Source organism: Roseinatronobacter thiooxidans, from assembly GCF_001870675.1.
Taxonomy (GTDB): domain Bacteria; phylum Pseudomonadota; class Alphaproteobacteria; order Rhodobacterales; family Rhodobacteraceae; genus Roseinatronobacter; species Roseinatronobacter thiooxidans.
Genome location: NZ_MEHT01000045.1, coordinates 173,914 through 199,694 on the forward strand (window position 1 = coordinate 173,914; position 25,781 = coordinate 199,694).

Here is a 25,781-nt window from a genome sequence, read left to right on the forward strand (position 1 = left end):
GACGGTTATCTGAGGGATGACTTCAGGAGGAAATGCATGTCGGATGCGCTGGTAATTTTCACACCTTCAGGCAAGCGGGGCCGCTTCGCCTTTGGAACCCCTGTGCTGACCGCTGCGCGGCAGCTGGGGGTGGACCTTGATTCAGTCTGTGGCGGGCGCGGCATCTGTTCCAAATGCCAGATCACACCGGGGGTGGGCGAATATTCCAAACACGGGGTGACGGTCGCGCCCGATGCGCTGTCGGACTGGAATTCGGTCGAACAGCGCTACCACGACAAGCGCGGGCTGGTCGCGGGGCGGCGGCTGGGCTGTCAGGCCAAAGTGATGGGCGATGTCGTGATAGACGTGCCGCCCGAAAGCCAGGTGCACCGTCAGGTTGTGCGCAAGGCCGCAACTGCGCGCGCCATGACGATGGACCCTGCAACCCGCCTGTATTTCGTCGAGGTGCAGGAACCCGATATGCACGAACCTTCGGGCGATTTCGAGCGCCTTGCCAAAGCGCTGCGCGCCGAGTGGGAGATACCCGAAATCACTGCCGGTCTGGATGTGCTGCGCAAGTTGCAACCCACTTTGCGCGACGGGAAATGGCGCGTCACAGTTGCGCTGCACAAGGACCACAAGGCAGGGCCGCACCGCGTGCTGGATATCTGGCCGGGCCTGTATGAGGGGGGCTTGTACGGGCTGGCCATCGATCTTGGCTCGACCACCATTGCTGCGCATCTGTGCGACCTGCGCACGGGCGAGGTTGTCACCTCTTCCGGTATCATGAACCCGCAGATCCGCTTTGGCGAAGACCTGATGAGCCGTGTCAGCTATGCCATGATGAACCCCGGCGGCGATGTCGAAATGACCCGCGCAGTGCGCGAGGGAATGGATGCGCTGATCACCGCCATTTCAGAAGAGGTGCAGGTCAGCCCACGCGAGATTATGGAAGCCGTGATCGTGTGCAATCCGGTCATGCATCATCTGTTTCTGGGCATTGATCCGGTGGAACTGGGCCAAGCCCCCTTTGCGCTGGCCACGTCTGACGCAATCTCGCTGGATATCCGCGAGTTGGGCATGAAGGCCATGAACCCTGCCGCGCGTGGCTATCTGCTGCCCTGCATCGCGGGCCATGTCGGCGCGGATGCCGCCGCAGTTGCGCTGTCCGAAAGCCCCGAGACATCGGATGATCTGGTGCTGGTGGTCGATGTGGGCACCAATGCCGAAATCCTGCTGGGGGACAAGCGGCGGGTGCTGGCATGTTCCTCGCCCACTGGCCCCGCGTTTGAGGGGGCGCAAATCTCCTCCGGCCAGCGCGCGGCCCCCGGCGCGATCGAGAAGATCGAGATTGACCCTGTCACCAAAGAGCCGCGCTTTCGGGTCATCGGTTGTGATCTGTGGTCGGATGAGCCGGGCTTTGACGCCGCGACAGCCCAAACAGGCATTACCGGCATTTGCGGGTCAGGGATAATCGAGGCGGTGGCCGAAATGCGCATGGCAGGGCTTGTCGATGCGTCTGGCCTGATCGGGTCAGCCGAGCAGACAGGCACATGGCGCAACCAGCCCGAGGGGCGCACCCATGCCTATCTGATCCATGATGCCACCGCGACAGGCGGGCCGCACATAACTGTGACGCAAGGCGACATCCGCGCAATCCAGCTTGCGAAATCGGCACTTTATGCAGGCGCGCGGTTGTTGATGGATGAAATCGGAACCGACCATGTGGACCGCGTGGTTCTTGCGGGCGCGTTCGGGGCGCATATCAGCTCCAAACACGCGATGGTGCTGGGCATGATCCCTGACGCGCTGCTGGTGAATGTGACCAGCGCAGGCAATGCCGCCGGAACCGGCGCGCGCATGGCGTTGTGCAGTATTGCTGCGCGCCATGCGATTGAAGGGACTGTGCGGCGCATCCACAAGGTGGAAACCGCGATTGAACCGCGGTTTCAGGAACATTTCGTCAATGCCAACGCCCTGCCCCACGCGGTCGATACATTTCCGGAGTTAAGCAAGATCGTCACCTTGCCGAATGTCAGCTTCAACACCGGCGGCGGCGAGTCAGAGGGGGGGCGGCGCAGGCGGCGCAAGGGCTGACCCGCGCCATGCCGGCTTATCGCTGACTATGAAAAAGGCCCGGATACCAACAGGTATCCGGGCCTTTTAACAGAGGCTTTTGCCGTATCAGTTGCCTGTCATCTCGCGCAGGCGCACGACGATCTGTTCCAGCAATTCTGGGTTTTCGCCAGCAGCTTGCAGCATGGTTTCGATAATCCCACGCTCTGCCAGATTCAGGTTGGCCGCGTCGATCTGGGCGCGAATCGACTCCAGCGACAGGTCAAGACCAAGGTCTTGCAACTCGATCGCTTCCTCGATCGCATCCGCAGTCTCTTCAGCCGCTTCGTCAGACAAAGTTTCCTCTGCATCCTGAACGGCGTCTTCCACTGCGGCTTCGTCAATTGCTTCGGCATCGTCATTGACAATGTCATCCACAATCGCGTCAACCGACTCGGTTGTTGCATCAACAGCACCCTCGACTGCCTCTTCAACTGTCTCGGCAGCATCCGATGCGACATCTTCCATCAGTTCTTCGGTGGTTGGTTCTTCAGCAGCCTCTTCCGCGATCGGCTCTTCGATGGCGGGTTCGGGCTCTGGTTCAGGCTCTACAGGTTCGGGGGCTTCGACCTCTGGCTCTGTTACTTCCGGTGCGGGTGTGGTTTCAACCGCTGGCTCCAGAACTTCAGGGGCCTGACGCGACTGAATCCCGAACCAAATACCGATGGCCGCCGCAGCAGCCGCAATTGCGACAAGAAGGGATTTATTCATGGCACGATCCTTGTGAACATTCAAAGTTATTGCCGCGCGCTATGCCAGACTTGCCCCCCTTTGCAAAGGGGGCTTTGCTGCAACTGCGAAAACAAGCTTGTTATCGCAATGCGCGCATGATCTTCGCGCTTGAATTGCGCATGGCACAGATTTACTGTATCTCACCGATCTAAACAGAACAAGGAACGACACCATAGCCCGCAGACCGCATAATGCCCCGCCACAACGTGACACCGGACCGCGCGTGAATGACCGCATCCGCGCGCCAGAGATTCGCCTGATCGGGGCCGAAGGTGAAAATCTGGGGGTTGTGACCCCGTCTCAGGCGATGGCGCTGGCCGATGAGGCCGGCCTAGACCTTGTCGAAATCTCTCCCAATGCAGCGCCGCCCGTCTGCAAGATCATGGATTTCGGCAAATACAAATACGAGGTGCAAAAGCGCGAAGCCGAAGCCCGCAAGAAGCAGCACATCATCGAGATCAAGGAAGTCAAATTCCGCCCCAATACCGATACGCATGACTATGAAGTCAAGATGCGCAACGTGATGCGGTTTCTTGAAGGGGGTGACAAGGTCAAGGTGACGTTGCGTTTTCGTGGCCGCGAGATGGCGCACCAGAATATTGGCGCGGAATTGCTGCACCGCGTCGCGGCCGATGTCGGCGAGATTGGCAAGGTCGAGAATATGCCCAAAATGGAAGGGCGGCAGATGATCATGATGATCGCGCCGCGCTGACGCAAACGGCACAGCCAGAACGACAAGCCCGCAATAGTACATTGCGGGCTTTTTCTATGCGAAGATCACATCATCAGGTCTGGCGCGGTTGCGGCCAGATCAGCTGCAACATCATCGTCCAATGGGCATTGCGTGCTGTTCAGCATGAAGCCAAGCGTCAGATACATGCCCATTGTGGCCATCAGATCCAGCACAGCGGGCCGCCCGATCAGGGTTTCCAGCTGGCTCAGCTGCTCTGGTGGCAATCGGTGATGCGCCAGCAGCATGTCAACCGCGCCTGCAAGCTGCGCATCGTCTTGTGCCATGTCACATACCGGCCCGCGCAGGCTTTCGATTCGCTTCGTCGACAGGCCAACATCCAGACCACGCAGAACATGCTGATTCCATTCATAGCTGGATGACAGCTTATAGGCCAAACGCAGGATCACCACCTCTGCCCGCATGCGGCCCAAGGCAGAGGACTGTACGATATGGTGCCGAAGCCCTGTCCATGCGCGCAGCAAATCGGGGTGATGGGCCATGATGCGGTAAACATTCATCTTGCCCGCAAAGCCTGTGCGCAAATCTGCAACCGCTTCGGGCCAATCTGCATCGCGGATTGGGGCGATGGGGCGCGTCATGGCTGCAATGCGGCATTCACCGCCTCGGCCAGACGCCCTGTTATCTCGGCCACATCTGCAGCAGTGACGATAAAGGGCGGGGCCAGAAGCACATGATCGCCGCGCACGCCGTCGATTGTGCCGCCCATCGGATAGACCATAAGCCCGCGCGCCATCGCTTCTGCCTTGATGCGTGCGTGCAATTTGCGCGACGGGTCAAACGGCGCTTTGGTCTGGCGATCCTCGACAAGCTCGATGGCCTGAAACAACCCCCTGCCCCGAATGTCGCCCACATGGGCATGCTGGCCAAAAGCCGCATGCAACTGGTGGCGCAACTCTGCCCCCATGGCCTGCACATTGTCCAACAGCTTGTCATCGCGGATGACCTTTTGCACCGCCAGCCCTGCGGCGGCGGCCATGGGGTGGCCCATATAGGTGTGGCCATGCTGGAAAAACCCGCTGCCCTGCGCGAAGGCGTCATAAATCTTCTGGCTCAGGAGTGTGGCCCCGATGGGCTGATAGCCCCCGCCCAACCCTTTGGCGATGGTCAGAAGGTCGGGCGATATTCCGTCTTGTTCGCAGGCATACAGGCTGCCGGTGCGGCCCATGCCACACATCACCTCGTCAAGGATCAGCAACACGCCGTATTTGTCGCAAATCGCGCGGATGCGTTTGAAATAATCGCCCACCGCGGGCACTGCGCCCGCAGTCGCGCCCACCACAGGTTCCGCCACAAAAGCCGCAACCGTATCTGCGCCCAGTTCCAGAATTTTTGCTTCCAGCTCTGCGGCGGCGCGGGCGGCATATTCGGCGTCACTCTCGCCCGCCCATTGTTCGCGGTAGGCGAAACAGGGCGCGATGTGATGCGCCTGCATCAGCAGCGGTTTGAACTGCGCCCGGCGCCATTCATTGCCCCCTGCCGCCAGCGCGCCCAGCGTGTTGCCATGATAGCTTTGGCGGCGCGCGATGATATGGCGGCGCTGGGGCTGTCCCGTTTCGGTGAAATACTGCCGCGCCATTTTCAGCGCAGCCTCGACCGCCTCGGAGCCGCCGGACACAAGATAGACGTGGCTTAGCCCCTCTGGCGCATCCGCAATCAGGGTGTCGGCCAGCTCTTCGGCCACATCAGTGGTGAAAAAGCCGGTATGGGCATAGGCCAGCCGGTCAAGCTGGGCATGCAGGGCGGCAATCACGTCGGGATGGGCATGGCCCAGACAGGACACTGCCGCGCCGCCAGAGGCATCGATATAGTCGCGCCCTGCGGAATCGGTAAAATGCAGCCCCTTTGCCGCAACTGCATGGCGCGGCGGGGTGTGGATGGAACGGTGCAGAAGATGTGTCATGGTCAAACCTCGATCGGGTGAGAGATATAGGTGTTCAGCGCGGCCAACTGGCGATCCAGCCCTTCAAGCCGCGACAGCGTGCCGGGGTCATCGGCGCGCGCGACAAGTGCGGCCAGCGTGTCGGCGATCAGGAAAGCGGGGGTCATGGCATGCAGAAAACTGGCGCTGCCGGTGGGCACGATCAGCGCCACGCCTTGCGCGGCAATCAAGGGCGAGAGGCGCGAATCGGTCAGGGCGACAATCTGGATGTTGCGCGCCTGCGCTTGCAACGTGGCCTCGACCACCGCGCGGGTGTAAGGGGCAACACCGCAAACGAATAACACATCCTCGGGGCCTGCATGCCACAGGGCATCCAGCCCGGTGCCGCCAACACCGTCCAGCAGATGCGCGCGGTCTGTGACCAGTGACAGCGCATAATGCAGGTGCCATGCCACCGCATGGCTGGAGCGTAGACCCAAAACATAGATGCGCCGCGCCTTGATCAGGCAGTCTGCGGCCAAGGATAGGGCTGCAAGCATTTCGTCTGTGCGCAGCCCCGTGATCTGGTCTTGCGCGACAGACAGCATTTCTTGCGCCTGCCCTGCAGCACTGTCTGCATGCAGGGGCAAACGGTCATCCGCCTGCCGCGCCAGCCGCGATGGCGCTTGGCGCAAGGCCGCCGCATGTTCGGCGCGCAAAGCCTCGAACCCGTCATAGCCCAGCGCCTGCGCCAGCCGTGTCATGGTTGCAGGCTGCACCCCCGCCATGCGCGCCTGTTCGCGCATCGACAACAGCGCCACATCGCGCGGATGCGCCGCAATCCAGCGCGCGGCCTGCTGCATCCGCGCGGGCAGCCCGTCAAAGCGTGTGGCAAGGATTCTGGCAAAGGACTCGGTCATAGGGCGATGATATATCACCCACGCCCCCGCAACGCAACACTTGAACCAAATCACGCAACATATGTTGCGCACCTGTTACAACGCCGTGCCCTGCATGGGCAGCGACTCGATCATGCCATCATACGCAACCCCGTTGGCCAGCAGACACATCGGCCCGTCGGGCATGGTCAGCGTGATTGTCCATCGCCCGCCATCCGGCGCGGCAAAAAGTTCCATCACCGCGCGCCCTGCCAGACCAATGGCGCGGCGCGACTGGTCTTGTGCTGCCAGCATATCCAGCACGGCCGCGCGCGGGCCACATTGCAAGGGCTGCGCCGAAAGTGGTGCGCCAAAACTTGCGACAGCGACCATGAAAGCACAGTAGAGTTTGCGCATGAAATGCCTCCTTCCTATTCAGAGCCGAGCATTCCAACAGCCTGCCACGCTTTGGCGAAAACCCGGTTAAGCCAGCGTTCGCCCCATGTTAGCGCGCAACATCGAAAGAAATTGCTGCGATGCAGCGCATACCCCCTTGCCATTTGTGACCGGAAATGATGCACAAGCGACATAAAGTTGCGAGGAAAACCACATGGATACGCGCCCCTTCCGGTCTGTTCTTTATATTCCCGGCTCGAAAGAGCGCGCCCTTGAAAAGGCGACAGGGCTGGCCGCTGATGCGATCATCTTTGATCTGGAAGATGCGGTCGCGCTGGATGAGAAAGCCCGCGCGCGCAGGCTTCTGGCAGAGACGTTGCAAAGCCATGACTATGGCACACGCGCAAAACTGGTGCGGATCAATGCGCTGTCATCCGAATGGGGGGCAGATGATCTGGATGTGATCGCACAGGCGCAGCCAGAGGCGATCTTGCTGCCCAAGGTCGATAAGGCAGCCGATATCGAAGAGCTTGCCCGCCGCCTTGATGCAAGCCCGCACACCGCTGACACGCGCATCTGGGCGATGATGGAATCGCCCTTGGGCGTGCTGAATGCGCATGCGATTGCCTGCGCGCCAAGAATGGCGGGGTTTATTATGGGCACGAATGATCTGGCCAAGGATATGGGTTGCCGCTACCGCGCGGACCGCCTGCCGCTGATGATGTCACTGCAATTGCCGCTGCTGGCGGCAAAAGCGGCAGGGATTGTGGCGATTGACGGGGTCTATAACGCCTTCAAGGACGAGGACGGGTTGCGGGCGGAATGCGAACAGGGCCGCGATATGGGCTTTGACGGCAAAACGCTGATCCACCCTGCGCAACTTTCCATTGCAAACGCGGTTTTCGCCCCGTCCGAGGCCGAAATCGATCTGGCGCAGCGCCAGATCGCGGCTTTCGATGCGGCAACAGCGCGCGGCGAAGGGGTCGCGGTTGTGGATGGCAAGATCGTTGAAAACCTGCATATTGTGAGTGCACAGCAAATCCTTGCAAAAGCACAAGCCATTGCAGAATTGACGGAGTAGCCAGAATGGGAACTTTTTTACTGATCCTTGGGGTCGCATTATGGGCGGGGGCGCATTTCTTCAAACGCCTTGCCCCCGAAAAGCGCGCCGCGATGGGCGAGAGTGGCAAGGGCGTGGTTGCGGTTGCCCTGCTGATCTCGATCGTGCTGATGGTGATCGGCTACCGCATGGCAGACCCTGTCTGGCTATGGACCCCGCCCTTCTGGATGGTGCATCTCAATAATCTGCTGCTGTTCGTGGCCTTTTACCTTTATGCAGTCTCGGGGCTGAAAACCAACCTGCACCGCCGCATCCGCCACCCGCAATTGTCGGGCTTCAAGGCATGGGCGGTCGGGCATTTACTGGTGGTGGGCACGCTGCAAGGGCTGATCCTGTTTGGCGGCTTGCTGGCTTGGGCAGTGGTGTCGGTGATCTTGATCAACCGCGCCAACCGCGACTGGACCCGCCCGCCCGAAGCGCCCATGTGGAAAGAAGGCGCGGCGATTGTGGGCGCGCTGTTCCTGATGCTGGTGGTGGGGCAGATCCATGGCTGGCTGGGGCCATGGCCCTTCGGGGGGGCGTCCTGATGCGCGCGTACCGCCTGTTGACAGCGGAAGATACATCCGCCTTCTGCCACAAGGTGACGCAAGCTCTGGCGCAGGGGTGGGAGTTGTATGGATCGCCCGCCTATGCCCATGACCCCGCAAGCGGGCAGATGCGCTGTGCGCAAGCCGTGGTGAAGGATGCGGATGTGACCTATTCGCCCGAGCTGAAGCTCGGAAGTCTATAAGTCAGGGGGGCTGCCGCCCCCGGCCGCAAGCGGCCCCCCCCGCGAGTATTTGCAAGCAAGAAAATGAGGATGGGATGAGCAAGACAACTGCGGGGCGGTTCTTTGAGGATTACCGCATTGGCGATGTGATTAACCATGCTGTGCCGCGCACGGTTTCTGGCGGAGAGCGCGCGATGTATCATGCGCTGTATCCGGCGCGCACGGCGCTGTATTCGTCGGATGAATTTGCACGGGCCTGTGGTCTGCCGCAAAGCCCTGTCGATGATCTGATCGGGTTTCACATTGTCTTTGGCAAGACGGTGCCCGATGTCAGCCTGAATGCTGTGGCCAATCTGGGCTATGCGGAGGGGCGGTTCCTATGCCCTGTTTATCCGGGCGATACCCTGCGCAGCCAGTCGGAAGTGATCGGGTTGAAGCAGAACTCGAACGGTAAAAGCGGGGTTGTCTGGGTGCGAACGCAAGGCGTGAACCAGCATGGGGCGCCTGTGCTGGACTATGTGCGCTGGGTGATGGTGCGCAAACGTGATCTGGAGGCGCCAGCACCCGCAACTGTCGTGCCGGAACTGGCGGCTGTGGTGCCTGCGCAGGCGCTGATCGTGCCAGAGGGGCTGGATTTCAGCACCTATGACACGGCCCTGTCGGGCGAGCCGCATCGCTGGGGCGATTACGCGATTGGTGAGAAGATCGACCATGTGGACGGCGTGACGGTGGAAGAGGCCGAGCATATGCTGGCCACGCGGCTGTGGCAAAACACCTCGAAAGTACATTTCGACGGGACGCAGCGGGCCGATGGCAAGCGGCTGATCTATGGCGGGCATGTGATTTCAATGGCGCGCGCGCTGTCGTTCAACGGGCTGGCCAATGCGCAGATGATTGCCGCGATCAATGCTGGAAGCCATGCCAACCCCTGTTTCGCGGGCGACACGATCCGCGCTTGGTCCGAGGTGCTGGACCGGGCCGAGACACAGGCACCCGGGGTCGGCGCGCTGAGGTTGCGGCTGGTGGCCACAAAGGGCGGGCGCGATGTGCTGAAAGGCACGGATGGGAAATATCACCCCGATGTGCTGCTTGATCTGGATTACTGGGTGTTTATGCCCCTCTAGCGCAGACTTGGCGCGATTCCTTGGGGGGCCGTGGTGCGGGCCAGTCGGGGAGGCGCTGCGCAGTCGCGGCTTTATTTGTGATCACACGTTTGATTTAAGTGATCACAAACCCCGAAATGGACAGGTTTTTGTCGTAAAGATACAGGATTCCCGCGTCCTGACCCACCTGAGTGCGTGACATTCGCGTGAAAATCGGTATGTCAGACGAATAAACAGTCGGGCTGCCATTCCGCAGCCTTGTCAAAGCAAAGGGAGCCTTGCATGGCTGACGTGAACCGGGGCAAGCGCCCGTTATCTCCGCATTTGCAGATTTACCGCCTGCCCCTGTCTGCGATCACATCGATCCTGAACCGCATTACAGGTGTCGGCATGACGCTGGCCGCGGTTCTGATTGTCTGGTGGTTTGCAGCCGGCGCGTTCAGCGCCGAATATTTTGATTTCGTTGACGGTATGCTGACATCGATTCTGGGGCTGTTGGTGCTGATCGGGTCGCTGGCGGCGCTGTGGTATCACATGCTCAATTCCATCCGTCACCTGATCTGGGACACCGGCCGGATGATGGATGTCGAGACTGTCGAGAAGACCAGCTACGCTGTGTTCGCAGGCACTGTGGTGCTGACACTATTGACCATCATCATCGTCTGAGGAGGCAGGACACATGGGGTTCAAGACAGATTATGCCCGCGTGCACGGGTCTGGCGCTGCGGGCGAAGGCTCGCATCATTGGTGGTCGCAGCGTGTCACATCCGTGGCGCTGATTCCGCTGACGCTGTTGTTCATCTTTCCGTTCGGGCGCGCATTGGGGGGCGGGCATGAGGCGTTTGTCGCCACATATTCCAACCTGTGGCATGCGCTGGTGGCGGTGTTGTTCATCATTGCGACCTTTTCGCACCTGCAACAGGGTTTGCAGACCGTGATCGAGGACTACGTTCCAAACAAGACGCAGCGGACCGCTGCGCTATTGGCGAATACGCTGCTGTGCTGGGCCGTTGGCGTGGCAGGTGTGCTGTCGGTTGCAACTGTGCTGTTCAGCGCTTGAGGATAAGAAATGTCTGCATATAAGATTGAAGAACATACCTATGATGTTGTGGTGGTCGGCGCGGGCGGTGCCGGATTGCGTGCAACGCTTGGCATGGCCGAACAAGGGCTGAAAACCGCCTGTGTGACCAAGGTTTTCCCCACACGTTCGCACACTGTGGCCGCGCAGGGCGGCATTGCCGCCAGCCTTGGCAATATGGGGCCGGACAGCTGGCAGTGGCATATGTATGACACGGTCAAAGGCTCTGACTGGCTGGGCGATACGGATGCCATGGAATATCTGGCGCGCGAGGCCCCCAAGGCCGTGTATGAGCTGGAGCATTACGGCGTGCCGTTTTCGCGCACCGAAGAGGGCAAGATCTACCAGCGCCCCTTTGGCGGCCACACCACCGAATATGGCGAAGGCCCGCCTGTGCAGCGCACCTGCGCTGCCGCCGACCGCACCGGACACGCCATGCTGCACACGCTTTACGGCCAGTCGGTCAAGCAAAAGGCCGAGTTCTTTATCGAGTATTTCGCCACTGACCTGATCATGTCCGAAGATGGCGTGTGTCAGGGCGTGCTGGCATGGAAGCTGGATGATGGCACGCTGCATTTGTTTAGCGCCAAGATGGTGGTGCTGGCCACGGGCGGCTATGGCCGCGCCTATTTCAGCGCGACATCTGCGCATACCTGCACGGGTGATGGCAATGGCATGGCTGCACGCGCGGGCCTGCCCTTGCAGGATATGGAATTCGTGCAATTCCACCCCACCGGCATTTATGGTGCGGGCTGCCTGATCACCGAGGGCGCGCGCGGCGAAGGCGGCTATCTGACCAATTCCGAGGGCGAGCGCTTCATGGAACGCTATGCGCCCACCTATAAGGATTTGGCCAGCCGCGATGTGGTGTCGCGCTGCATGACAATGGAAATCCGCGAAGGGCGCGGGGTTGGGCCGAATAAGGACCATATCCATCTGCACCTGAACCACCTGCCACCAGAGACGCTGAAACTGCGCCTGCCCGGTATCTCGGAATCGGCGCGGGTGTTTGCGGGGGTGGACCTGAACAAGGAACCGATCCCTGTTTTGCCGACCGTGCATTACAATATGGGCGGCATTCCAACCAATTACTGGGGCGAGGTTCTGAACGCAGATAGCGAGAACCCCGACCGCATAGCCCCCGGCCTGATGGCTGTAGGCGAAGCGGCCTGTGCGTCTGTGCATGGGGCGAACCGCCTTGGGTCTAACTCTCTGATCGATCTGGTGGTGTTTGGCCGTGCGGCGGCCATTCGCGCGGGCCAAGTGGTCGACCCGAAAGCGGCAAACCCGACGCTGAACAAAGCCAGCGTGGACAAAGCGGTTGCGCGATTCGATCATTTCCGCAATCTGAATGGGGCAATCCCCACAGCCGATCTGCGCCTTGAGATGCAAAAGACGATGCAGGACGATGCTGCCGTCTTCCGCACCGACAAGACGCTGGCCGAGGGCTGCACCAAGATGAAGGCCGTCGCGGCCAAAATGGCGGATGTGAAGGTCACGGACCGATCACTGATCTGGAACACCGACCTGATGGAAACTTTGGAGTTGGACAACCTGATGCCCTGCGCGCTGACAACTGTGGTCAGTGCCGAGGCGCGCAAGGAAAGCCGCGGCGCGCATGCGCATGAGGATTACCCAGACCGCGACGACACCAACTGGCGCAAGCACACGCTGGCTTGGGCTGATGGGGCCGATGTGCGGCTGGATTACCGCCCAGTTGTCACAACGCCCCTGACCGCCGAAGCCGATGGCGGGATCGACATGAAGAAAATCGCACCAAAGGCGCGCGTCTATTGATGCGGGTTGCCGCCATCGGGGCGCTTCTGGCGCTGGCATCTTGCGCGGATGTGCAAGATGAACTGGCGCGGGATGCGGCAAAGCGGACTGTCCGCCCCGCATTGGCGGAAAACTTTCCCGGCGTGCCGCTGGAACCTGCCAGCGATTGCGTCATCAATAATGCCAGCGCAAACGAGTTGACGCGCCTTGCGCTGGCGGCGGGCCAACCCGCTGTCAGCCCCCAGACCAGCGCGCTGGTGGTCGAGATTGCCACGCGCCCCGAAACGATTAGATGTCTAGCCACAGACGGGCTTGCCCCGTTCCTGCTTTAAGGAGGCACTCATGGTCCAACTGACCCTGCCCAAGAACAGCCAGATGCGCACAGGCAAGACCTGGCCCAAGCCCGAAGGGGCCAAGAACCTGCGCAAGTTCCAGATTTACCGCTGGAACCCCGATGACGGGGAAAACCCGCGCGTTGACACATATTTCGTCGATATGGACAGCTGCGGCCCCATGATTCTGGACGCGCTGATCAAGATCAAAAGCGAGATTGACCCGACGCTGACCTTCCGGCGGTCCTGCCGCGAGGGGATTTGCGGGTCTTGCGCCATGAATATCGATGGCGGCAACAAGCTTGCCTGTATCTTCGGCATGGACGAGGTGAAGGGCGACATTAAAATCTACCCCCTGCCCCATATGCCCGTGGTCAAGGATCTGGTGCCGGATCTGACGCATTTCTACGCGCAGCATGCCAGCATCAAGCCTTGGCTGGAAACCACCACGAACACGCCCGCAAAAGAATGGAAGCAGTCGATTGAAGACCGCGAAAAACTGGACGGGCTGTATGAATGCGTGATGTGCGCATGTTGTTCGACAAGCTGCCCCAGCTATTGGTGGAATGGCGACCGCTACCTTGGGCCAGCCGCCCTGCTGCATGCCTATCGCTGGCTGATCGACTCGCGCGATGAAGCCACGGGCGAGCGGCTGGATGATCTGCATGATCCGTTCAAGCTGTATCGTTGCCACACGATCATGAACTGCGCCAAGACCTGCCCCAAAGGGCTGAACCCGGCCAAGGCGATTTCGGAAATCAAGAAAATGATGGTCGAGCGCGTGTTGTAAACGCATCGCCCCTGTACCCTGAAAAGCCGCGTCCTGCCTGTGAAGGGGACGCGGCTTTTTTCATCTCTCCCCGATCCTGACCCAAGCGCGACAAAACGACCGTAGAAAAATATGTATTTTCCGTGCATCCTTGGCGGATGAATGAACGGCCAATAGATATTTACGCCCTGCGCATCCTGCTGGCCCTTGCCCTTGCAGGGCTTGGCATTGTGGGCATTGCCATGGCGCGAACCGACGCGCTGCCCAAGCCCTACCGCATCCCGCCCCCACCGCAATTCGAATTGTCGATCAGTGCTGATGGCCGCAGTTTCGAGTTTAGCGGCATGGTCGATTTTGGCCTGACTGCGGCGTTGCGCGCTCTGGTGGCCGCCCATCCGCAGATCAAGCGGATGGAATTGGACAGCGGCGGCGGCTATATCGCCGAGGCGCGTGGCGTGGTGACAGTGCTGCGCGCGCATGGGATTGCCACCCATGTCGAGGGGCATTGCGCATCGGCCTGTGCGCTGATCTTTGCAGGCGGGGCCACGCGCACACTCTCGCCGCAAGGGCAGATCGGGTTGCACGGCTATGCGCTGCGCCGCGAGCACCATTTCGGCATGATCGACCCAGAGGTTGAAATGCAGCGCGATCTGGCGATTTACCGCGCGCAATCTGTAGACGAACAGTTCGTCTTGCGGCTGGCCACGCTGCCGCAAATGCCCATGTGGTACCCCGACCATACAGAGCTGCGCGCGGCAGGATTGGTGACGAAACCTTGACCTTGCGCCCTTCAGCCCCCACAACAAGGGTATGATCCTAGTTCTTGGCCTTCTTATCGTTTTCGCGCTGATCCTTGTCATGCAGCCGTGGAAGCGGCGCGACTGCCGCTGGCGGCAGGATGCACGCAAACTGGCTGACGGGCGCGTGCTGTTCACCTGCGCCGCCTGCGGCGCGGAAACCGCCCTGCCCAAAGGCCGTGCCCCCAGACATTGCCTTGCCGGAGAGACCTGATGCCCAAGCCCCCCAAGGATGCCGAAGCCCGCCGCGCGATTGCGCCCGTGATCTGCTACCCCAACGAGGGCTTGCGCAGCCCGCCCATGGCGCAATACCGCGCCGCCCGCGAAGGCGCCACCGAGACAGGGCGCATCCTGATTGCGCCGCGCACGGCGCGCTGTTTCTATGTCACTGCGGGCAGCTTCTTTCGCATATCCTGCCCTGACGGGCCACAGGTGGGTGATCTGAACCTGTTTGAAGCCCGCAATCTGGACGAGCGGTTTTATTCCGGCAAAACCCGCGCCCTGCATGGCAGCCATATCCGCACCGGCGACAGGCTGTGGTCCTGCCTGCCCTATCTGCGCCCCATGGCCACCGTGATGGAAGACACGCTGGACTGGTACGGTGTCGATGAACATGGCGGCCGCGTGCATGATGTGATCGGCACGCGCTGCGACCCCTATACCCACCACCTGCTCAGCGGGCAGGATTACCACCACACCTGCCATTCCAACCTGACCCGCGCCTTGGCTGACGAATTGCAAAAACCCCTGCACGAAGCCGAAGCGCTGGTGCATGATGTGCTCAATGTGTTCATGTGCACCGGCTTCACCCGCGACACGGGACAGTATTTCATGAAAGCCAGCCCCGCGCGCAAAGGCGACTATATCGAATTCTTCGCCGAGATTGACTTGCTGGGCGCCCTCTCTGCCTGTCCGGGGGGCGATTGCGGGGCGGAACATTCGTCGGATAGCGCGCAATGCCACCCGCTGGAAGTGACCATTCACGCCCCGCCCGCAGGGTCGCTTGACGGCTGGTACAGCCCGTCCAACAACCGCTATTCGCGCCGGCACGCGCATAACTGATCCGCGCGCGCATGGCATATTGACCAGCGCCATTTTCCACTACATACGAGCAGCATGACAGAGCTCGCAAACATCCGCAATTTCTCGATCGTGGCGCATATCGACCACGGTAAATCCACCCTTGCTGACCGGTTGATTCAGTCAACCGGCACGGTATCCGACCGCGACATGAAAGAGCAGATGCTCGACGCGATGGATATCGAGCGCGAGCGGGGAATCACCATCAAGGCCAATACCGTGCGCATCGATTATGTTGCCAATGACGGGCAGGCCTATGTGCTGAACCTGATCGACACGCCGGGCCATGTGGATTTCGCTTATGAAGTCTCGCGCTCCATGCGCGCGGTCGAAGGCTCGCTTCTGGTGGTGGACGCCTCTCAAGGGGTCGAGGCGCAGACCCTGGCCAATGTCTATACCGCGCTGGATGCCGATCACGAGATTGTGCCGGTCCTGAACAAGATCGACCTGCCAGCGGCTGAACCCGAACAGGTGCGCCAGCAGATCGAAGATGTGATCGGGTTGGATGCGTCGGAGGCGGTGATGATCTCGGCCAAATCCGGCCTTGGCATACCTGACGTGCTGGAAGCCATCGTCAAACGCCTGCCCCCCCCCAAGGGCGAACGCAACGCGCCGTTGAAAGCCATGCTGGTGGACAGTTGGTATGACGCCTATTTGGGCGTTGTCGTGCTGATCCGCGTCATGGACGGGGTGATCCGCAAGGGCGACAACATCAAGATGATGCAGACCGGCGCGAAATACGGCGTGGACAAGCTGTCGGTCCTGAAACCCGCAATGGTCGATGTGGCCGAATTGGGTCCGGGCGAGATCGGGGTCTTTACCGCCTCGATCAAGCAGGTGCGCGACACCAAAGTGGGCGATACGATCACGCATGAGAAAAAGGGCTGCGAAACAGCGCTGCCGGGGTTCAAACCCTCGGTGCCTGTGGTGTTTTGCGGGCTGTTCCCTGTCGATTCCGCCGAATTCGAAGACCTGCGCAACGCCATTGAAAAACTGGCGCTGAATGACGCGTCTTTCAGCTATGAGATGGAAAGTTCTGCCGCGCTTGGCTTTGGCTTTCGCTGCGGCTTTCTGGGCCTGTTGCATCTGGAAGTCGTCCGCGACCGGCTGGAACGTGAATATGGCATCGACCTGATCACCACAGCCCCGTCGGTGGTCTATCACATCCATATGCGCAACGGCGAGGTGCAGGAATTGCACAACCCCGCCGACCTGCCCGACCTGACCCATGTGGACCATGTGCAAGAGCCCCGCATCAAGGCCACGATTCTTGTGCCGGATGACTACCTGGGCGATGTGCTGAAACTGTGTCAGGACCGGCGCGGGATTCAGCAGGAACTGACCTATGCAGGCAGCCGCGCGATGGTCGTCTATGACCTGCCGCTGAACGAGGTGGTGTTCGATTTCTACGACCGGCTGAAATCCATCACCAAGGGCTATGCGTCGTTTGATTATGAAATCACCGGCTACCGGCAGGATAATCTGGTCAAGATGCAGGTGCTTGTGAATGATGAACCTGTGGACGCGCTGTCCATGATGGTCCACCGCGACCGCGCCGAAGGGCGGGGGCGCGCAATGTGTGAAAAACTCAAAGAGCTGATCCCGCGACACATGTTCAAAATCCCGATTCAGGCGGCCATCGGCGGCAAGGTCATCGCGCGCGAGACTTTGGCGGCTTTGCGCAAGGACGTGACAGCGAAATGCTATGGCGGCGACGTGACGCGGAAGAAGAAATTGCTGGAGAAGCAGAAGGCCGGTAAGAAGAAGATGCGCCAGTTCGGCAAGGTGGAGATTCCGCAGCAGGCGTTTATTTCGGCGTTGAAGATGGACAATTGAAATAAGGAAATAGGATAGTGCCCCCGGTTGTGCCCGAACGATCAAGTGTTTTTTCTACCTATGATGAAGATCGCAATCGTGAAAAATTAGTAGACTTTTTGGTCAACGTTCAAGCCAAGACTTTCGATAAGGCAGCCAGCTACAATAATATAGTGGTTTCGTTAGGCTTCGCAGGTTTTTTTACGCTGTGGGCTTGGAGCCAACCCGTAATTGATGCGGTGGATGCCCCCTCCTCGAACGGCATCGCGATGTGCCATGGTGGTTTTACGATCGCCACCAGAAGAGAAAGGGAGCACCCATGGACGAAGATATCATCATTGGCGTTGATCTGGCAAAGAACGTTTTCCAACTGAACGGCGCACGCCGAGATGGGCAAGTTTTGTTTCGGAAGAAGCTGAGCCGACCACAATTTACCAAGTTTTGCGCTGAACATCCGCGCAGCCTTTTCGCCATGGAAGCCTGCGCGACAGCCCATTATTGGGCACGCGAACTGATGTCGTTGGGCCATGAGGTGAGGCTCATTCCACCGATCTATGTGAAGCCATTCGTGAAGCGCCACAAGAATGATGCGGCAGATGCGGAGGCCATCACCGAAGCTGCGCTACGACCCAACATGTCGTTTGTCGTGCCAAAATCCGCTGAAACCCAGGCCCTGACCATGATGATGCGCACTCGGGACCAGCTTTTGGAGCAACGCACCGCAACCGTGAACGCCTTGCGCGGCCATCTTGCTGAATTCGGGCTGATTGCCCCTGTTGGATTGAAAAATGTTGATCGGCTCCGGGAGCTGGTCGATGACCATCCGGATCTTCCAGAATTGGTCGTAACGATGGCCAAGATGCATTTCAAACGCATAGATCATTTCTCGGAAGAAATCGACACGCTCACCGGGCGGATCAAGAGCCATTGCGCCGACAGCCCAGAGGCACGGCGGCTGCAAACCATGCCTGGCATCGGCCCGATAGCGGCGATGGTGATTGAAGCCTTTGCGCCGGATATGAAGGCTTTTGAAAAAGGACGGGACTTTGCGGCCTGGCTTGGTCTGGTTCCCAAACAGCATTCAACGGGTGGCAAAACCCGCCTCGGGCAAACCAGCAAAATGGGCCAAAAGGACATCCGCCGCGCGCTGATCATTGGAGCGATGAGCTGCATTGCTGCTGCCGCCCGACGCGGCAAACGCTGCCATCCCTGGCTGCAAGATAAGTTGGATCGCAAGCCAAAGATGGTGGCCGCTGTTGCACTCGCCAATCGAATGGCCCGCCAGATTTGGGCCATGATCACCAAAGAACAGGGCTACCTGCCAAATCAGGAGGTGGCCGCATAAGCTTCTGCCCCGCTTGCATTAAGTGGGCAGATGGCAAGGAATGCTCTGAAGTGATGGACGTCGATTGAACAGATCCTGATTGGAAAGCCAGATAGGGGTAGGGCGCCTACAGCCCGCGGAATCGAATTGGACCCGATCAGCGAACTGACCATCATGGCCCGCGGCGTGTCAAAAGCCGCAACCCGAGGCCGAATACACGACCGCAATCAATCGCCGGAATTCAGATCAGAAAATCCTTGCAAAACCGGGGGCATCCATACACACCCCTGGGACTCTTCGCTTTTAGCCTTTATTCTCGGGTTTTCGTTATTTTTGTTTGTATTTTGGAACATCATTACAACTTTTTTATTTTCAAGACATAATATTAAGATGGCTAAAGCTCTTTCGCAGAATACCGATGCTCACTCTATGATAAGGGATGCCCAAGCAGTCGAAAGAGATTTTCAAAGATGGTCTCTAAAATACTACGCATCATGGTATATTGTTTTTTTACTTTCTGCTATTTCTGGATTTATTTCTGGTCTGATTCTCTTATTTCTACTAGGTATGAACATTATTTATGAAAGTTTTTCACTTCATTCTGTTATTTTTTAATAATACGGTTTCTGACCTGCATAGTTTCCGCACGTGACAAAAAGTTCAAAGTGTAATATTCGATGTTCTATGCCTACCACTTTTCGCCATGACGGTTTCCGGTTCTTCTTCTACTCGAACGAGGGCAACCCGCGCGAACCCGTCCATGTCCACGTCATGAAAGACGGATGCGAGGCAAAATTCTGGCTCGATCCGGTCGCACTCGACAGAAATCACGGCTTCGACGCCAAAACCTTGCGTCAAATCGGAAGAGTGATACACTTCAACCAATCACGCATCGTAAAGGCATGGCATGACCATTTCAGCGCATAAAGTCAGTTTCGACGACGCGACGCTCTGGCTCACCCTCTCGGATGGCCGAATCCTTGGCGTGCCGCTTGTGTGGTTCCCCCGCCTGCTGAACGCGACGGATGCGCAGCGCGCGGCAGTTGAGATCACACCCTTTGGCCTGCATTGGGCAGAACTGGATGAAGATATTTCGATCCCGGCCCTGCTGGAAGGCAAACGCGCCACGCACGCTGCCTGAGCGGCCCTCGCAGCAAAACCAAGCCGCGCAGCGTCGGGCCGTGGTGCGGCGATCCTCGTGCAAAGCTACAGCGCTTTATGCCTGCCACATCCTCGTAAGGCCTAAGCTGCGCGCAATGGCCAGCCAAATCGCCGTGCCGCGGGACGGCCCGGCGATGCGCGGCGGGCTGACGCCCTTGACTCCGCGCAGGCAATTATCAGGCGAACATGATGCGCTGACAACATGTCAACACATCCCCACCACTCTGAAATATAAAGGAAAGTGGTGGGCGACCCTGGAATCGAACCAGGCGTGGGTCTCCCCGGCGGAGTTACAGTCCGCTGCCGCACCTTGCAGCCCGTCGCCCTAGATAGCGCCCAATTACCGAAGGCACAGGCAGGCGTCAAGGGCACAAAAGCCCCCCTGCCCCAACTTCTTGCGCGCGCCATTTCACCCTTGCGCCCAAGCCCCCCACTGCGCATGCTTGGCCCCTGCCCTGTGCCTGTGCATCAGCGGCTTACCCGAGATGATGGAAGCGATAGTGAGATGAAAAAACCCGATTGGGTGATCGACAAGGAACGCGCCAAACGTGCCAGCTCTGCGGCCACGCTGTGGCTGTTTGGCCTGCATGCGGTGGAAGACGCGCTGAAAAACCCCGCCCGCCACAAGCTGCGCCTGATCCTGACGCGCAATGCGGCGGATAAGCTGGCGGAAGCGGTGGCGGCCTCTGGCATGGAGGCGGAAATCAGCGATCCGCGCAAATTCGCAGCCCCCCTTGATGCGCAGGCGGTGCATCAGGGCGCGGCATTGGAAGTGCGCGCGCTGGATTGGGGCGATACGCGCAGCGTCTGTGCCCCGACCGGCGCGCGCGGGCTGGTGGTGATGCTGGACCGTGTCAGCGACCCGCATAATGTGGGCGCGGTCCTGCGATCTGCCGAAGTGTTCGGCGCGCAGGCCGTCATCGCCACCCAACGCCATGCCGCGCCTGAAACCGGCGCGCTGGCCAAAACCGCCAGCGGCGCGCTGGAGCGTCAGCCCTATTTGCGCGTGCGCAATCTGGCCGAGGAGATGGAGGTGCTGAAATCGCTGGGCTATGTGATTCTGGGCCTCGATGGCACGGGAGAGGTGACGCTGGCTGATGGTTTGGCGCAATTCCCCCCCGGCCCGATTGCGATTGTGCTGGGCGCCGAGGGGCCGGGCCTGCGCGACAAGACCCGCGACACCTGTGATCTGATCGTGCGGATTCCGGCAGTGGGGGATTTCGGCTCGCTCAATGTGTCGAACGCCGCCGCAGTGGGGCTGTATGCCGCGCGCATGGCGCAGGGTGCGGGCTAGCGCCATGCCTGCAAGCCAGATCACCGCCTTCGGGCACAGTGCGGGGCAGCAGGTGCAGCGCATCGCGCTGCGCTCTGACACGCTGGAAGTGGGGGTTCTGACCTTGGGCGCTATACTGCACAGCGTCCATCTGGCGGGGCTGCGCCACTCGGTCGTGGTGGGCTTTGACAGTGCCGAGGCGTATCGGGGCGAGAATATCTATTGCGGTGCCGTTGTCGGCCCTGTCGCAGGGCGGTTGCAGGGGGCCGAGGCGATGATCGGCGACCAGCTTTGGCGGTTTGTGCCCAATGATGGGCGGCAGCTGTTGCATAGCGGGGATACGGGCCTGCATCAGCGGCTGTGGCAGATCACAGAGTTGGGCGCGGATCATGTGACACTGGCGCTGGATCTGGCGCATTGCGAGGGGGGCTTTCCGGGCAATCGCCGGGTTGAGGCGCGCTACCGCGTGACAGGCCGGACCCTTGCGCTGGATCTTGTGACCCGTACCGACCGCCCCACCCTTGCCAATCTTGCCCCCCACGCGTTCTGGAACCTTGGCGGGCGAGCCAGCCTGCAAGGCCACAGGCTGCGCGTGGCTGCTGATCATGTGCTGCCTGTGGGTCCAGAGCTATACCCGATTGCCGACCCCGAACCCGTGGCGGGGCATCTGGATTTACGGCAGGGCCAGTGGCTTGGCCATGCCCCCAGTTATGACCAGTGTTTCTGCCTGTCGCAAACGCGCCAGCCAATGCGCCCTGTCGCATGGCTGGACCTGCCTGATCTGCCGGACGCGCCCCGCATGGAGATGTCCACAACCGAGCCGGGCTTGCAGATCTATGATGGCGGGCGCGACCAGACGCGGCCCTTTTTTGGTGTGGCGCTGGAAAGTCAGGGCTGGCCGGATGCGCCGAACCACCCCGATTACCCATCAATCCTGTTGCGACCAGAGGATGGCGCCTTGGTCCAGAGCACAAGATGGGCGCTGCATGCTGCGCCTGATGGGAGGGTATGAGAATGCGCGCAATACTGAGTGTCCTGATGCTGGCCGCGCTGTCTGGCTGTGCCTCGCTCTCGCGCGACGACTGTCTGCAGGGGGACTGGGCCAGCATAGGCGAGCGTGACGGCACAGAAGGCCGCGCGATGGAGGCGCAGTTTGCCCGCCATGTCACTGCCTGCGCCAAGGTCGAGATCACACCAGAGCGCGGCACATGGGAACAGGGCTATGCGCGCGGGCTGGCCACCTATTGCACGCCTCAGACCGGCCTGCGCGAAGGCGAGGCAGGCCGCCCCTATCGTGATGTTTGCCCGGCCGCAACCGAAGCGCGGTTCCTGCAAGGCTATGATCTTGGCCAAAGCGCGCACCGCCAGCGCGCCCGCATCGCAGAGATCGGGCGCGAGATTTCGCAGTTGCAAAGCCGCAATACCGCGCTGTCGGGTGCGCCACAATCTGACGCCGAAGCCCTTGCCGCACAGCGCGCATGGCATGCCGCGCAAAGCGAAATCATGTTGCTGCGGCTGGAGCAAAGCTTGGCCCGCGCGCAGCTTTTGCGGATCGAGCGCGAGATTCGCGCCTTCAGGGCAGCGCTATAAACCCACGCGCGCCCTCCGCCACCCTGCGCAAGACAAGCGGGTAAAGCTGGTGTTCCAGTGGCAAGATGCGCGCGGCCAAGGCATCCGGCGTGTCGTCTGCCAGAATCGGCACGCGCGCCTGCCCCAGAATTGGACCGTCATCCAAGGCGGCGGTCACTTCATGGACAGTGCAACCTGCCTCACGATCCCCTGCCTCGATCGCGCGGGCATGTGTGTTCAGCCCTTTGTATTTTGGCAAAAGTGACGGGTGGATATTCAGCATACGCCCCTCGAACCGGCGCACGAAATCCGCCGTCAGCACCCGCATGAACCCGGCAAGCGCCACGAAATCGGGCTGCGCGGCCTCCAGCGGTTTCAGAAGTTCCGCCTCGAAGGCGGCGCGGTCCCCTTTGAACGGGCGATGATCCACCACAGCCGTCGGAATACCCATGGCCTGCGCCTTGGCCAGCCCGCCCGCTTGCGGGTCGTTCGACAGCACAAGACACACCCGCGCGGGATGATCGCCCTGCATGGACTGCGCCAGCGCCACCATATTCGACCCCGACCCTGAAATCAGGATCGCGACGCGCTTGCTCATGCCAAAGCGCCCGAATAGCGGATGCCTGTGCCTTCGCTGACAATGCCCAGCCGGTGAACCCGCTCGCCCGCCTGCGCCAGCAGATCGGCCAGCGCATCGGCGCGGGCCGCGTCCACCACCAGCACCATGCCAATGCCTGCGTTAAAGGTTTTCAGCAATTCGGCCTGCTCCAGCCCGCCCTCGGCGGCCAGCCAGCCGAACACGGGCGGTAGGGGCCATGATGTCAGGTCAATCTCTGCGCCCAATCCTTCGGGCAGCACGCGCGGCAGGTTTTCGGTCAGCCCGCCGCCGGTGATATGGGCCAGCGCATGCACGCCGCCCGCACGCACCGCCGCAAGCGCGGGTTTGACATACAGGTGCGTTGGGGCCAGCAGCGCGGCACCAAGGCTTGCCTCCGCAAAAGGCGCGGGCGATTCCCAACTCAGCCCCGCGCGCTCGACCACTTTGCGCACAAGGCTGTAGCCGTTTGAATGCACCCCGTCAGAGGCCAGCCCAAGCACCACATCGCCCGCCCCAACACCTGCTGGCAGGTCTGTGCCCCGCTCCATCGCGCCCACAGCAAAACCCGCAAGGTCGAAATCCTTGGCATCATACATGCCCGGCATTTCGGCGGTTTCGCCCCCGATCAGGGCACAGCCTGACAGGCGGCACCCTTCGGCAATGCCATTTATGATGCGCGTAGCAGCCCCCACATCCAGCTTGCCTGTCGCAAAATAGTCAAGGAAAAACAATGGTTCTGCGCCCTGACAAACCAGATCATTGACGCACATCGCCACCAGATCGATCCCGATTGTGTCAAGCGTGCCTGTGTCAATGGCGATGCGCAGCTTCGTGCCCACCCCGTCTGTCGCGGCAACAAGGATCGGGTCATGATAGCCCGCGCCTTTCAGGTCAAACAGCGCACCAAAGCCGCCCAGACCGGCCATCACACCCGGCCGCGCTGTCGCCTTGGCGGCAGGTTTGATCGCATCCACCAGCGCGTTGCCCGCGTCGATATCGACCCCGGCCTGCGCATAACTCAACCCGTTTTTGCCCTCTTGCATGATCGCAGCCCCTTGCAGCATATGCCATTTGCCCTGCGCGATAGCCGATTGCACCGTCAGGGGCAACCATACCCATGCCATAGCAGCCAAACTGCCCGCTTGACCCTGTCTTGCAATTCGCTTAGCCAACCCTCGCCGGGCCTGTAGCTCAATTGGTTAGAGCAGAGCGCTCATAACGCTTTGGTTGGGGGTTCGAGTCCCTCCGGGCCTACCACTCTCCGGCGACACAAGGCGCATTTCGCACCTGCCTGCCTTGCAATCCTCCCATTCGCAGGACAAAATTCCGCGATCCGCCCAACAAAGCAGCGTTTGCCTTGTTTTGCAGGTTGGCTGCAATTCTTGACTTGACCTGCTTTGAGGAATCGGGACACATCTTTTGTTGTGTCTAGCGCAATATCGTAGCTGACCAGCCATTCCCGGGAAAATCCGGGGCAGACCGCCGCCAAGGCGGCGACAACAGAGAGGTTAAAATGAAAAAAACCGTATTCGTCGGCGCGCTCACAGCCGCGACGTTTGGCGCAGGATTTGCGCATGCACAAACAACCTTGGAAACGATTCTGGATCGTGGCGAGTTGATCTGCGGATCAAACACGGGTCAGGCAGGCTTTGGCGCGCCGGATGCAAACGGTGTATGGCAGGGCTTTGACGTTGGCTTTTGCCGCGCATTGGGCGCAGCTGTGCTGAACGATCCCAATGCCGTGACCTTCGTACCCCTGACCAGCCAGACCCGCTTTTCTGCGCTGGCCTCTGGCGAAGTTGACGTGCTTGCACGCAACACGACATGGACATTCGTGCGCGATGTTGACCTGAACCTGACTTTCGTTGGCACCAACTACTATGACGGTCAGGGCTTCATGGTTACCCGCGATCTGGGTGTCAGCTCGGCGCTGGAACTGGATGGCGCGACAGTCTGCATCGAAACCGGCACAACAACCGAGTTGAACCTTGCAGATTACTTCCGTGTCAACAACATGAGCTACGAGCCTGTGCCTGTCGATACCGCAGCCGAAGCACAGCAGCAGTATCTGGCCGGTGCCTGTGACGTCTACACCACGGACGTTTCGGCGCTCGCTTCCAGCCGTGCGGCTTTCGCTTCGCCCGATGCACATGCCATCCTGCCCGAAGTCATCTCGAAAGAGCCTCTTGGCCCTGTCGTGCGTCATGGCGACGACCAGTGGGGGGACATCGTCCAGTGGACACTGTTCGCGCTTATCGCGGCAGAAGAACTGGGTGTGACATCCGCCAATCTTGAAGAGTTGAAAGCGGGCAGCAACAACCCCGAAATCAACCGTCTGCTGGGTGTTGAAGGCGGCTTTGGCGAAATGCTGGGGCTGGACAATGAATGGGCTGCCCGCGCCATCGCGGCTGTCGGCAATTATGGCGAATTGTTCGCCAGCACCATTGGTGACCAGACCCCGATCGGCCTTGCCCGTGGTCTGAACGCACAATGGACACAGGGTGGTCTGCTCTACGCGCCCCCCTTCCGTTAATCTGATACTGCGCGCCCCCCTTCGCGGGGGTG

At 60.2% G+C, this 25,781-nt stretch carries 31 protein-coding genes and 2 tRNA genes; 25 read left to right on the forward strand and 8 right to left on the reverse strand.

Annotation, left to right across the window (positions count from 1 at the left end; translation table 11 throughout):
- Positions 1 to 36: 36 nt before the first annotated feature.
- Positions 37 to 2,076, forward strand: a complete 2,040-nt coding sequence (locus BG455_RS14850; RefSeq protein ID WP_071470781.1) for an ASKHA domain-containing protein — start codon at positions 37 to 39, stop codon at positions 2,074 to 2,076.
- Between the two features lie 87 nt (positions 2,077 to 2,163).
- Here the strand turns inward: BG455_RS14850 and BG455_RS14855 are convergent, their stop codons facing one another.
- The gene (locus BG455_RS14855) at positions 2,164 to 2,805 is read right to left on the reverse strand and encodes a hypothetical protein (protein ID WP_071470782.1); all 642 of its coding nucleotides are present in this window, start codon (positions 2,803 to 2,805) and stop codon (positions 2,164 to 2,166) included.
- A gap of 244 nt (positions 2,806 to 3,049) precedes the next feature.
- Between BG455_RS14855 and infC the strand changes: the two genes are divergently transcribed.
- Positions 3,050 to 3,538, forward strand: coding sequence for a translation initiation factor IF-3 (gene infC, locus BG455_RS14860; protein WP_245735564.1), 489 nt, complete (start codon positions 3,050 to 3,052; stop codon positions 3,536 to 3,538).
- 65 nt (positions 3,539 to 3,603) lie between these two features.
- On the opposite strand, the gene BG455_RS14865 is transcribed toward infC, so the two are convergent.
- The 4 genes from BG455_RS14865 to BG455_RS14880 form a co-directional block, all read right to left on the reverse strand.
- Positions 3,604 to 4,158: a carboxymuconolactone decarboxylase family protein gene (locus tag BG455_RS14865; protein ID WP_071470784.1), complete on the reverse strand. Its 555-nt coding sequence runs from the start codon at positions 4,156 to 4,158 to the stop codon at positions 3,604 to 3,606.
- Entirely contained in the window at positions 4,155 to 5,480 is a 1,326-nt protein-coding gene (locus BG455_RS14870; protein ID WP_071470785.1) for an aspartate aminotransferase family protein, read from the reverse strand. Before BG455_RS14870 ends, BG455_RS14865 begins: the two co-directional genes overlap by 4 nt.
- 2 nt (positions 5,481 to 5,482) lie before the next feature.
- Positions 5,483 to 6,358, reverse strand: coding sequence for a MurR/RpiR family transcriptional regulator (locus BG455_RS14875; protein WP_071470786.1), 876 nt, complete (start codon positions 6,356 to 6,358; stop codon positions 5,483 to 5,485).
- 75 nt (positions 6,359 to 6,433) lie between these two features.
- Positions 6,434 to 6,733 (reverse strand): hypothetical protein, encoded by a 300-nt coding sequence (locus tag BG455_RS14880; protein ID WP_071470787.1) that lies wholly within the window; start codon positions 6,731 to 6,733, stop codon positions 6,434 to 6,436.
- Positions 6,734 to 6,926: 193 nt separating this feature from the next.
- On the opposite strand from BG455_RS14880, the gene BG455_RS14885 reads away from it, so the two are divergent.
- The 18 genes from BG455_RS14885 to BG455_RS14960 all read left to right on the forward strand — a co-directional run bounded on the left by BG455_RS14885 (position 6,927) and on the right by BG455_RS14960 (position 19,756).
- Positions 6,927 to 7,793 carry an HpcH/HpaI aldolase/citrate lyase family protein gene (locus BG455_RS14885; RefSeq protein WP_071470788.1) on the forward strand — a complete coding sequence of 289 codons (867 nt, stop codon included), beginning with the start codon at positions 6,927 to 6,929 and terminating at the stop codon, positions 7,791 to 7,793.
- 5 nt (positions 7,794 to 7,798) lie between these two features.
- Positions 7,799 to 8,359 (forward strand): NnrU family protein, encoded by a 561-nt coding sequence (locus BG455_RS14890; RefSeq protein WP_071470789.1) that lies wholly within the window; start codon positions 7,799 to 7,801, stop codon positions 8,357 to 8,359.
- The gene (locus BG455_RS14895) at positions 8,359 to 8,562 is read left to right on the forward strand and encodes a DUF1737 domain-containing protein (RefSeq protein ID WP_071470938.1); all 204 of its coding nucleotides are present in this window, start codon (positions 8,359 to 8,361) and stop codon (positions 8,560 to 8,562) included. The genes BG455_RS14890 and BG455_RS14895 overlap by 1 nt, the downstream gene beginning before the upstream one ends.
- A 74-nt stretch (positions 8,563 to 8,636) precedes the next feature.
- Entirely contained in the window at positions 8,637 to 9,665 is a 1,029-nt protein-coding gene (locus BG455_RS14900) for a MaoC family dehydratase (RefSeq protein WP_071470790.1), read from the forward strand.
- A gap of 261 nt (positions 9,666 to 9,926) precedes the next feature.
- Positions 9,927 to 10,310, forward strand: a complete 384-nt coding sequence (gene sdhC, locus BG455_RS14905; RefSeq protein ID WP_071470791.1) for a succinate dehydrogenase, cytochrome b556 subunit — start codon at positions 9,927 to 9,929, stop codon at positions 10,308 to 10,310.
- A gap of 13 nt (positions 10,311 to 10,323) precedes the next feature.
- Positions 10,324 to 10,704: a succinate dehydrogenase, hydrophobic membrane anchor protein gene (sdhD, locus tag BG455_RS14910; protein ID WP_071470792.1), complete on the forward strand. Its 381-nt coding sequence runs from the start codon at positions 10,324 to 10,326 to the stop codon at positions 10,702 to 10,704.
- A gap of 9 nt (positions 10,705 to 10,713) precedes the next feature.
- Positions 10,714 to 12,519, forward strand: coding sequence for a succinate dehydrogenase flavoprotein subunit (gene sdhA / locus BG455_RS14915; RefSeq protein ID WP_071470793.1), 1,806 nt, complete (start codon positions 10,714 to 10,716; stop codon positions 12,517 to 12,519).
- Positions 12,519 to 12,830: a hypothetical protein gene (locus tag BG455_RS14920; protein WP_071470794.1), complete on the forward strand. Its 312-nt coding sequence runs from the start codon at positions 12,519 to 12,521 to the stop codon at positions 12,828 to 12,830. Before sdhA ends, BG455_RS14920 begins: the two co-directional genes overlap by 1 nt.
- 10 nt (positions 12,831 to 12,840) lie before the next feature.
- Entirely contained in the window at positions 12,841 to 13,620 is a 780-nt protein-coding gene (locus BG455_RS14925) for a succinate dehydrogenase iron-sulfur subunit (RefSeq protein ID WP_071470795.1), read from the forward strand.
- 137 nt (positions 13,621 to 13,757) lie between these two features.
- The gene (locus BG455_RS14930; protein ID WP_071470796.1) at positions 13,758 to 14,378 is read left to right on the forward strand and encodes a COG3904 family protein; all 621 of its coding nucleotides are present in this window, start codon (positions 13,758 to 13,760) and stop codon (positions 14,376 to 14,378) included.
- 31 nt (positions 14,379 to 14,409) lie between these two features.
- Positions 14,410 to 14,610, forward strand: a complete 201-nt coding sequence (locus BG455_RS14935; protein WP_071470797.1) for a hypothetical protein — start codon at positions 14,410 to 14,412, stop codon at positions 14,608 to 14,610.
- Entirely contained in the window at positions 14,610 to 15,458 is an 849-nt protein-coding gene (locus BG455_RS14940; RefSeq protein ID WP_071470798.1) for an urea carboxylase-associated family protein, read from the forward strand. Before BG455_RS14935 ends, BG455_RS14940 begins: the two co-directional genes overlap by 1 nt.
- Positions 15,459 to 15,512: 54 nt before the next feature.
- Positions 15,513 to 17,312: a translation elongation factor 4 gene (gene lepA, locus BG455_RS14945; protein WP_071470799.1), complete on the forward strand. Its 1,800-nt coding sequence runs from the start codon at positions 15,513 to 15,515 to the stop codon at positions 17,310 to 17,312.
- Positions 17,313 to 17,329: 17 nt separating this feature from the next.
- Positions 17,330 to 17,665 carry a hypothetical protein gene (locus tag BG455_RS17195; RefSeq protein ID WP_143079942.1) on the forward strand — a complete coding sequence of 112 codons (336 nt, stop codon included), beginning with the start codon at positions 17,330 to 17,332 and terminating at the stop codon, positions 17,663 to 17,665.
- Positions 17,611 to 18,636, forward strand: coding sequence for an IS110 family RNA-guided transposase (locus BG455_RS14950; protein ID WP_071470800.1), 1,026 nt, complete (start codon positions 17,611 to 17,613; stop codon positions 18,634 to 18,636). Before BG455_RS17195 ends, BG455_RS14950 begins: the two co-directional genes overlap by 55 nt.
- A 126-nt stretch (positions 18,637 to 18,762) precedes the next feature.
- Positions 18,763 to 19,230 (forward strand): hypothetical protein, encoded by a 468-nt coding sequence (locus BG455_RS17200; RefSeq protein ID WP_143079943.1) that lies wholly within the window; start codon positions 18,763 to 18,765, stop codon positions 19,228 to 19,230.
- A 69-nt stretch (positions 19,231 to 19,299) separates the two neighbouring features.
- Positions 19,300 to 19,542, forward strand: coding sequence for a DUF4160 domain-containing protein (locus BG455_RS14955; protein ID WP_071470801.1), 243 nt, complete (start codon positions 19,300 to 19,302; stop codon positions 19,540 to 19,542).
- Positions 19,523 to 19,756, forward strand: a complete 234-nt coding sequence (locus BG455_RS14960) for a DUF2442 domain-containing protein (protein ID WP_071470802.1) — start codon at positions 19,523 to 19,525, stop codon at positions 19,754 to 19,756. Before BG455_RS14955 ends, BG455_RS14960 begins: the two co-directional genes overlap by 20 nt.
- Positions 19,757 to 20,018: 262 nt before the next feature.
- Here BG455_RS14960 and BG455_RS17380 read toward each other — a convergent pair.
- A tRNA-Tyr gene (locus tag BG455_RS17380) sits at positions 20,019 to 20,102 on the reverse strand.
- 179 nt (positions 20,103 to 20,281) lie between these two features.
- Here BG455_RS17380 and rlmB point away from each other — a divergent pair.
- From rlmB to BG455_RS14975, 3 genes are read left to right on the forward strand one after another with little or no spacing between them, the layout of a single operon-like run.
- Entirely contained in the window at positions 20,282 to 21,070 is a 789-nt protein-coding gene (rlmB, locus tag BG455_RS14965; protein ID WP_071470803.1) for a 23S rRNA (guanosine(2251)-2'-O)-methyltransferase RlmB, read from the forward strand.
- Positions 21,071 to 21,074: 4 nt separating this feature from the next.
- On the forward strand, positions 21,075 to 22,061 hold the full coding sequence (locus tag BG455_RS14970; RefSeq protein WP_071470804.1) for an aldose epimerase family protein: 987 nt from the start codon (positions 21,075 to 21,077) through the stop codon (positions 22,059 to 22,061).
- A gap of 2 nt (positions 22,062 to 22,063) precedes the next feature.
- Positions 22,064 to 22,639, forward strand: a complete 576-nt coding sequence (locus BG455_RS14975; RefSeq protein WP_170124705.1) for a DUF2799 domain-containing protein — start codon at positions 22,064 to 22,066, stop codon at positions 22,637 to 22,639.
- Here the strand turns inward: BG455_RS14975 and purN are convergent.
- Entirely contained in the window at positions 22,623 to 23,216 is a 594-nt protein-coding gene (gene purN / locus BG455_RS14980; RefSeq protein WP_071470806.1) for a phosphoribosylglycinamide formyltransferase, read from the reverse strand. The two genes, BG455_RS14975 and purN, sit on opposite strands and share 17 nt — an antisense overlap.
- Complete coding sequence (gene purM, locus BG455_RS14985; protein ID WP_071470939.1) at positions 23,213 to 24,259, reverse strand: phosphoribosylformylglycinamidine cyclo-ligase; 1,047 nt, start codon at positions 24,257 to 24,259, stop codon at positions 23,213 to 23,215. Before purM ends, purN begins: the two co-directional genes overlap by 4 nt.
- A 137-nt stretch (positions 24,260 to 24,396) precedes the next feature.
- Between purM and BG455_RS14990 the strand changes: the two genes are divergently transcribed.
- Together BG455_RS14990 and BG455_RS14995 are read left to right on the forward strand one after the other, a co-directional pair.
- Positions 24,397 to 24,473, forward strand: a tRNA-Ile gene (locus BG455_RS14990).
- Between the two features lie 256 nt (positions 24,474 to 24,729).
- A complete protein-coding gene (locus tag BG455_RS14995; RefSeq protein ID WP_071470807.1) occupies positions 24,730 to 25,749 on the forward strand; it encodes an amino acid ABC transporter substrate-binding protein in 1,020 nt (339 codons plus the stop codon).
- Positions 25,750 to 25,781 lie beyond the last annotated feature (32 nt).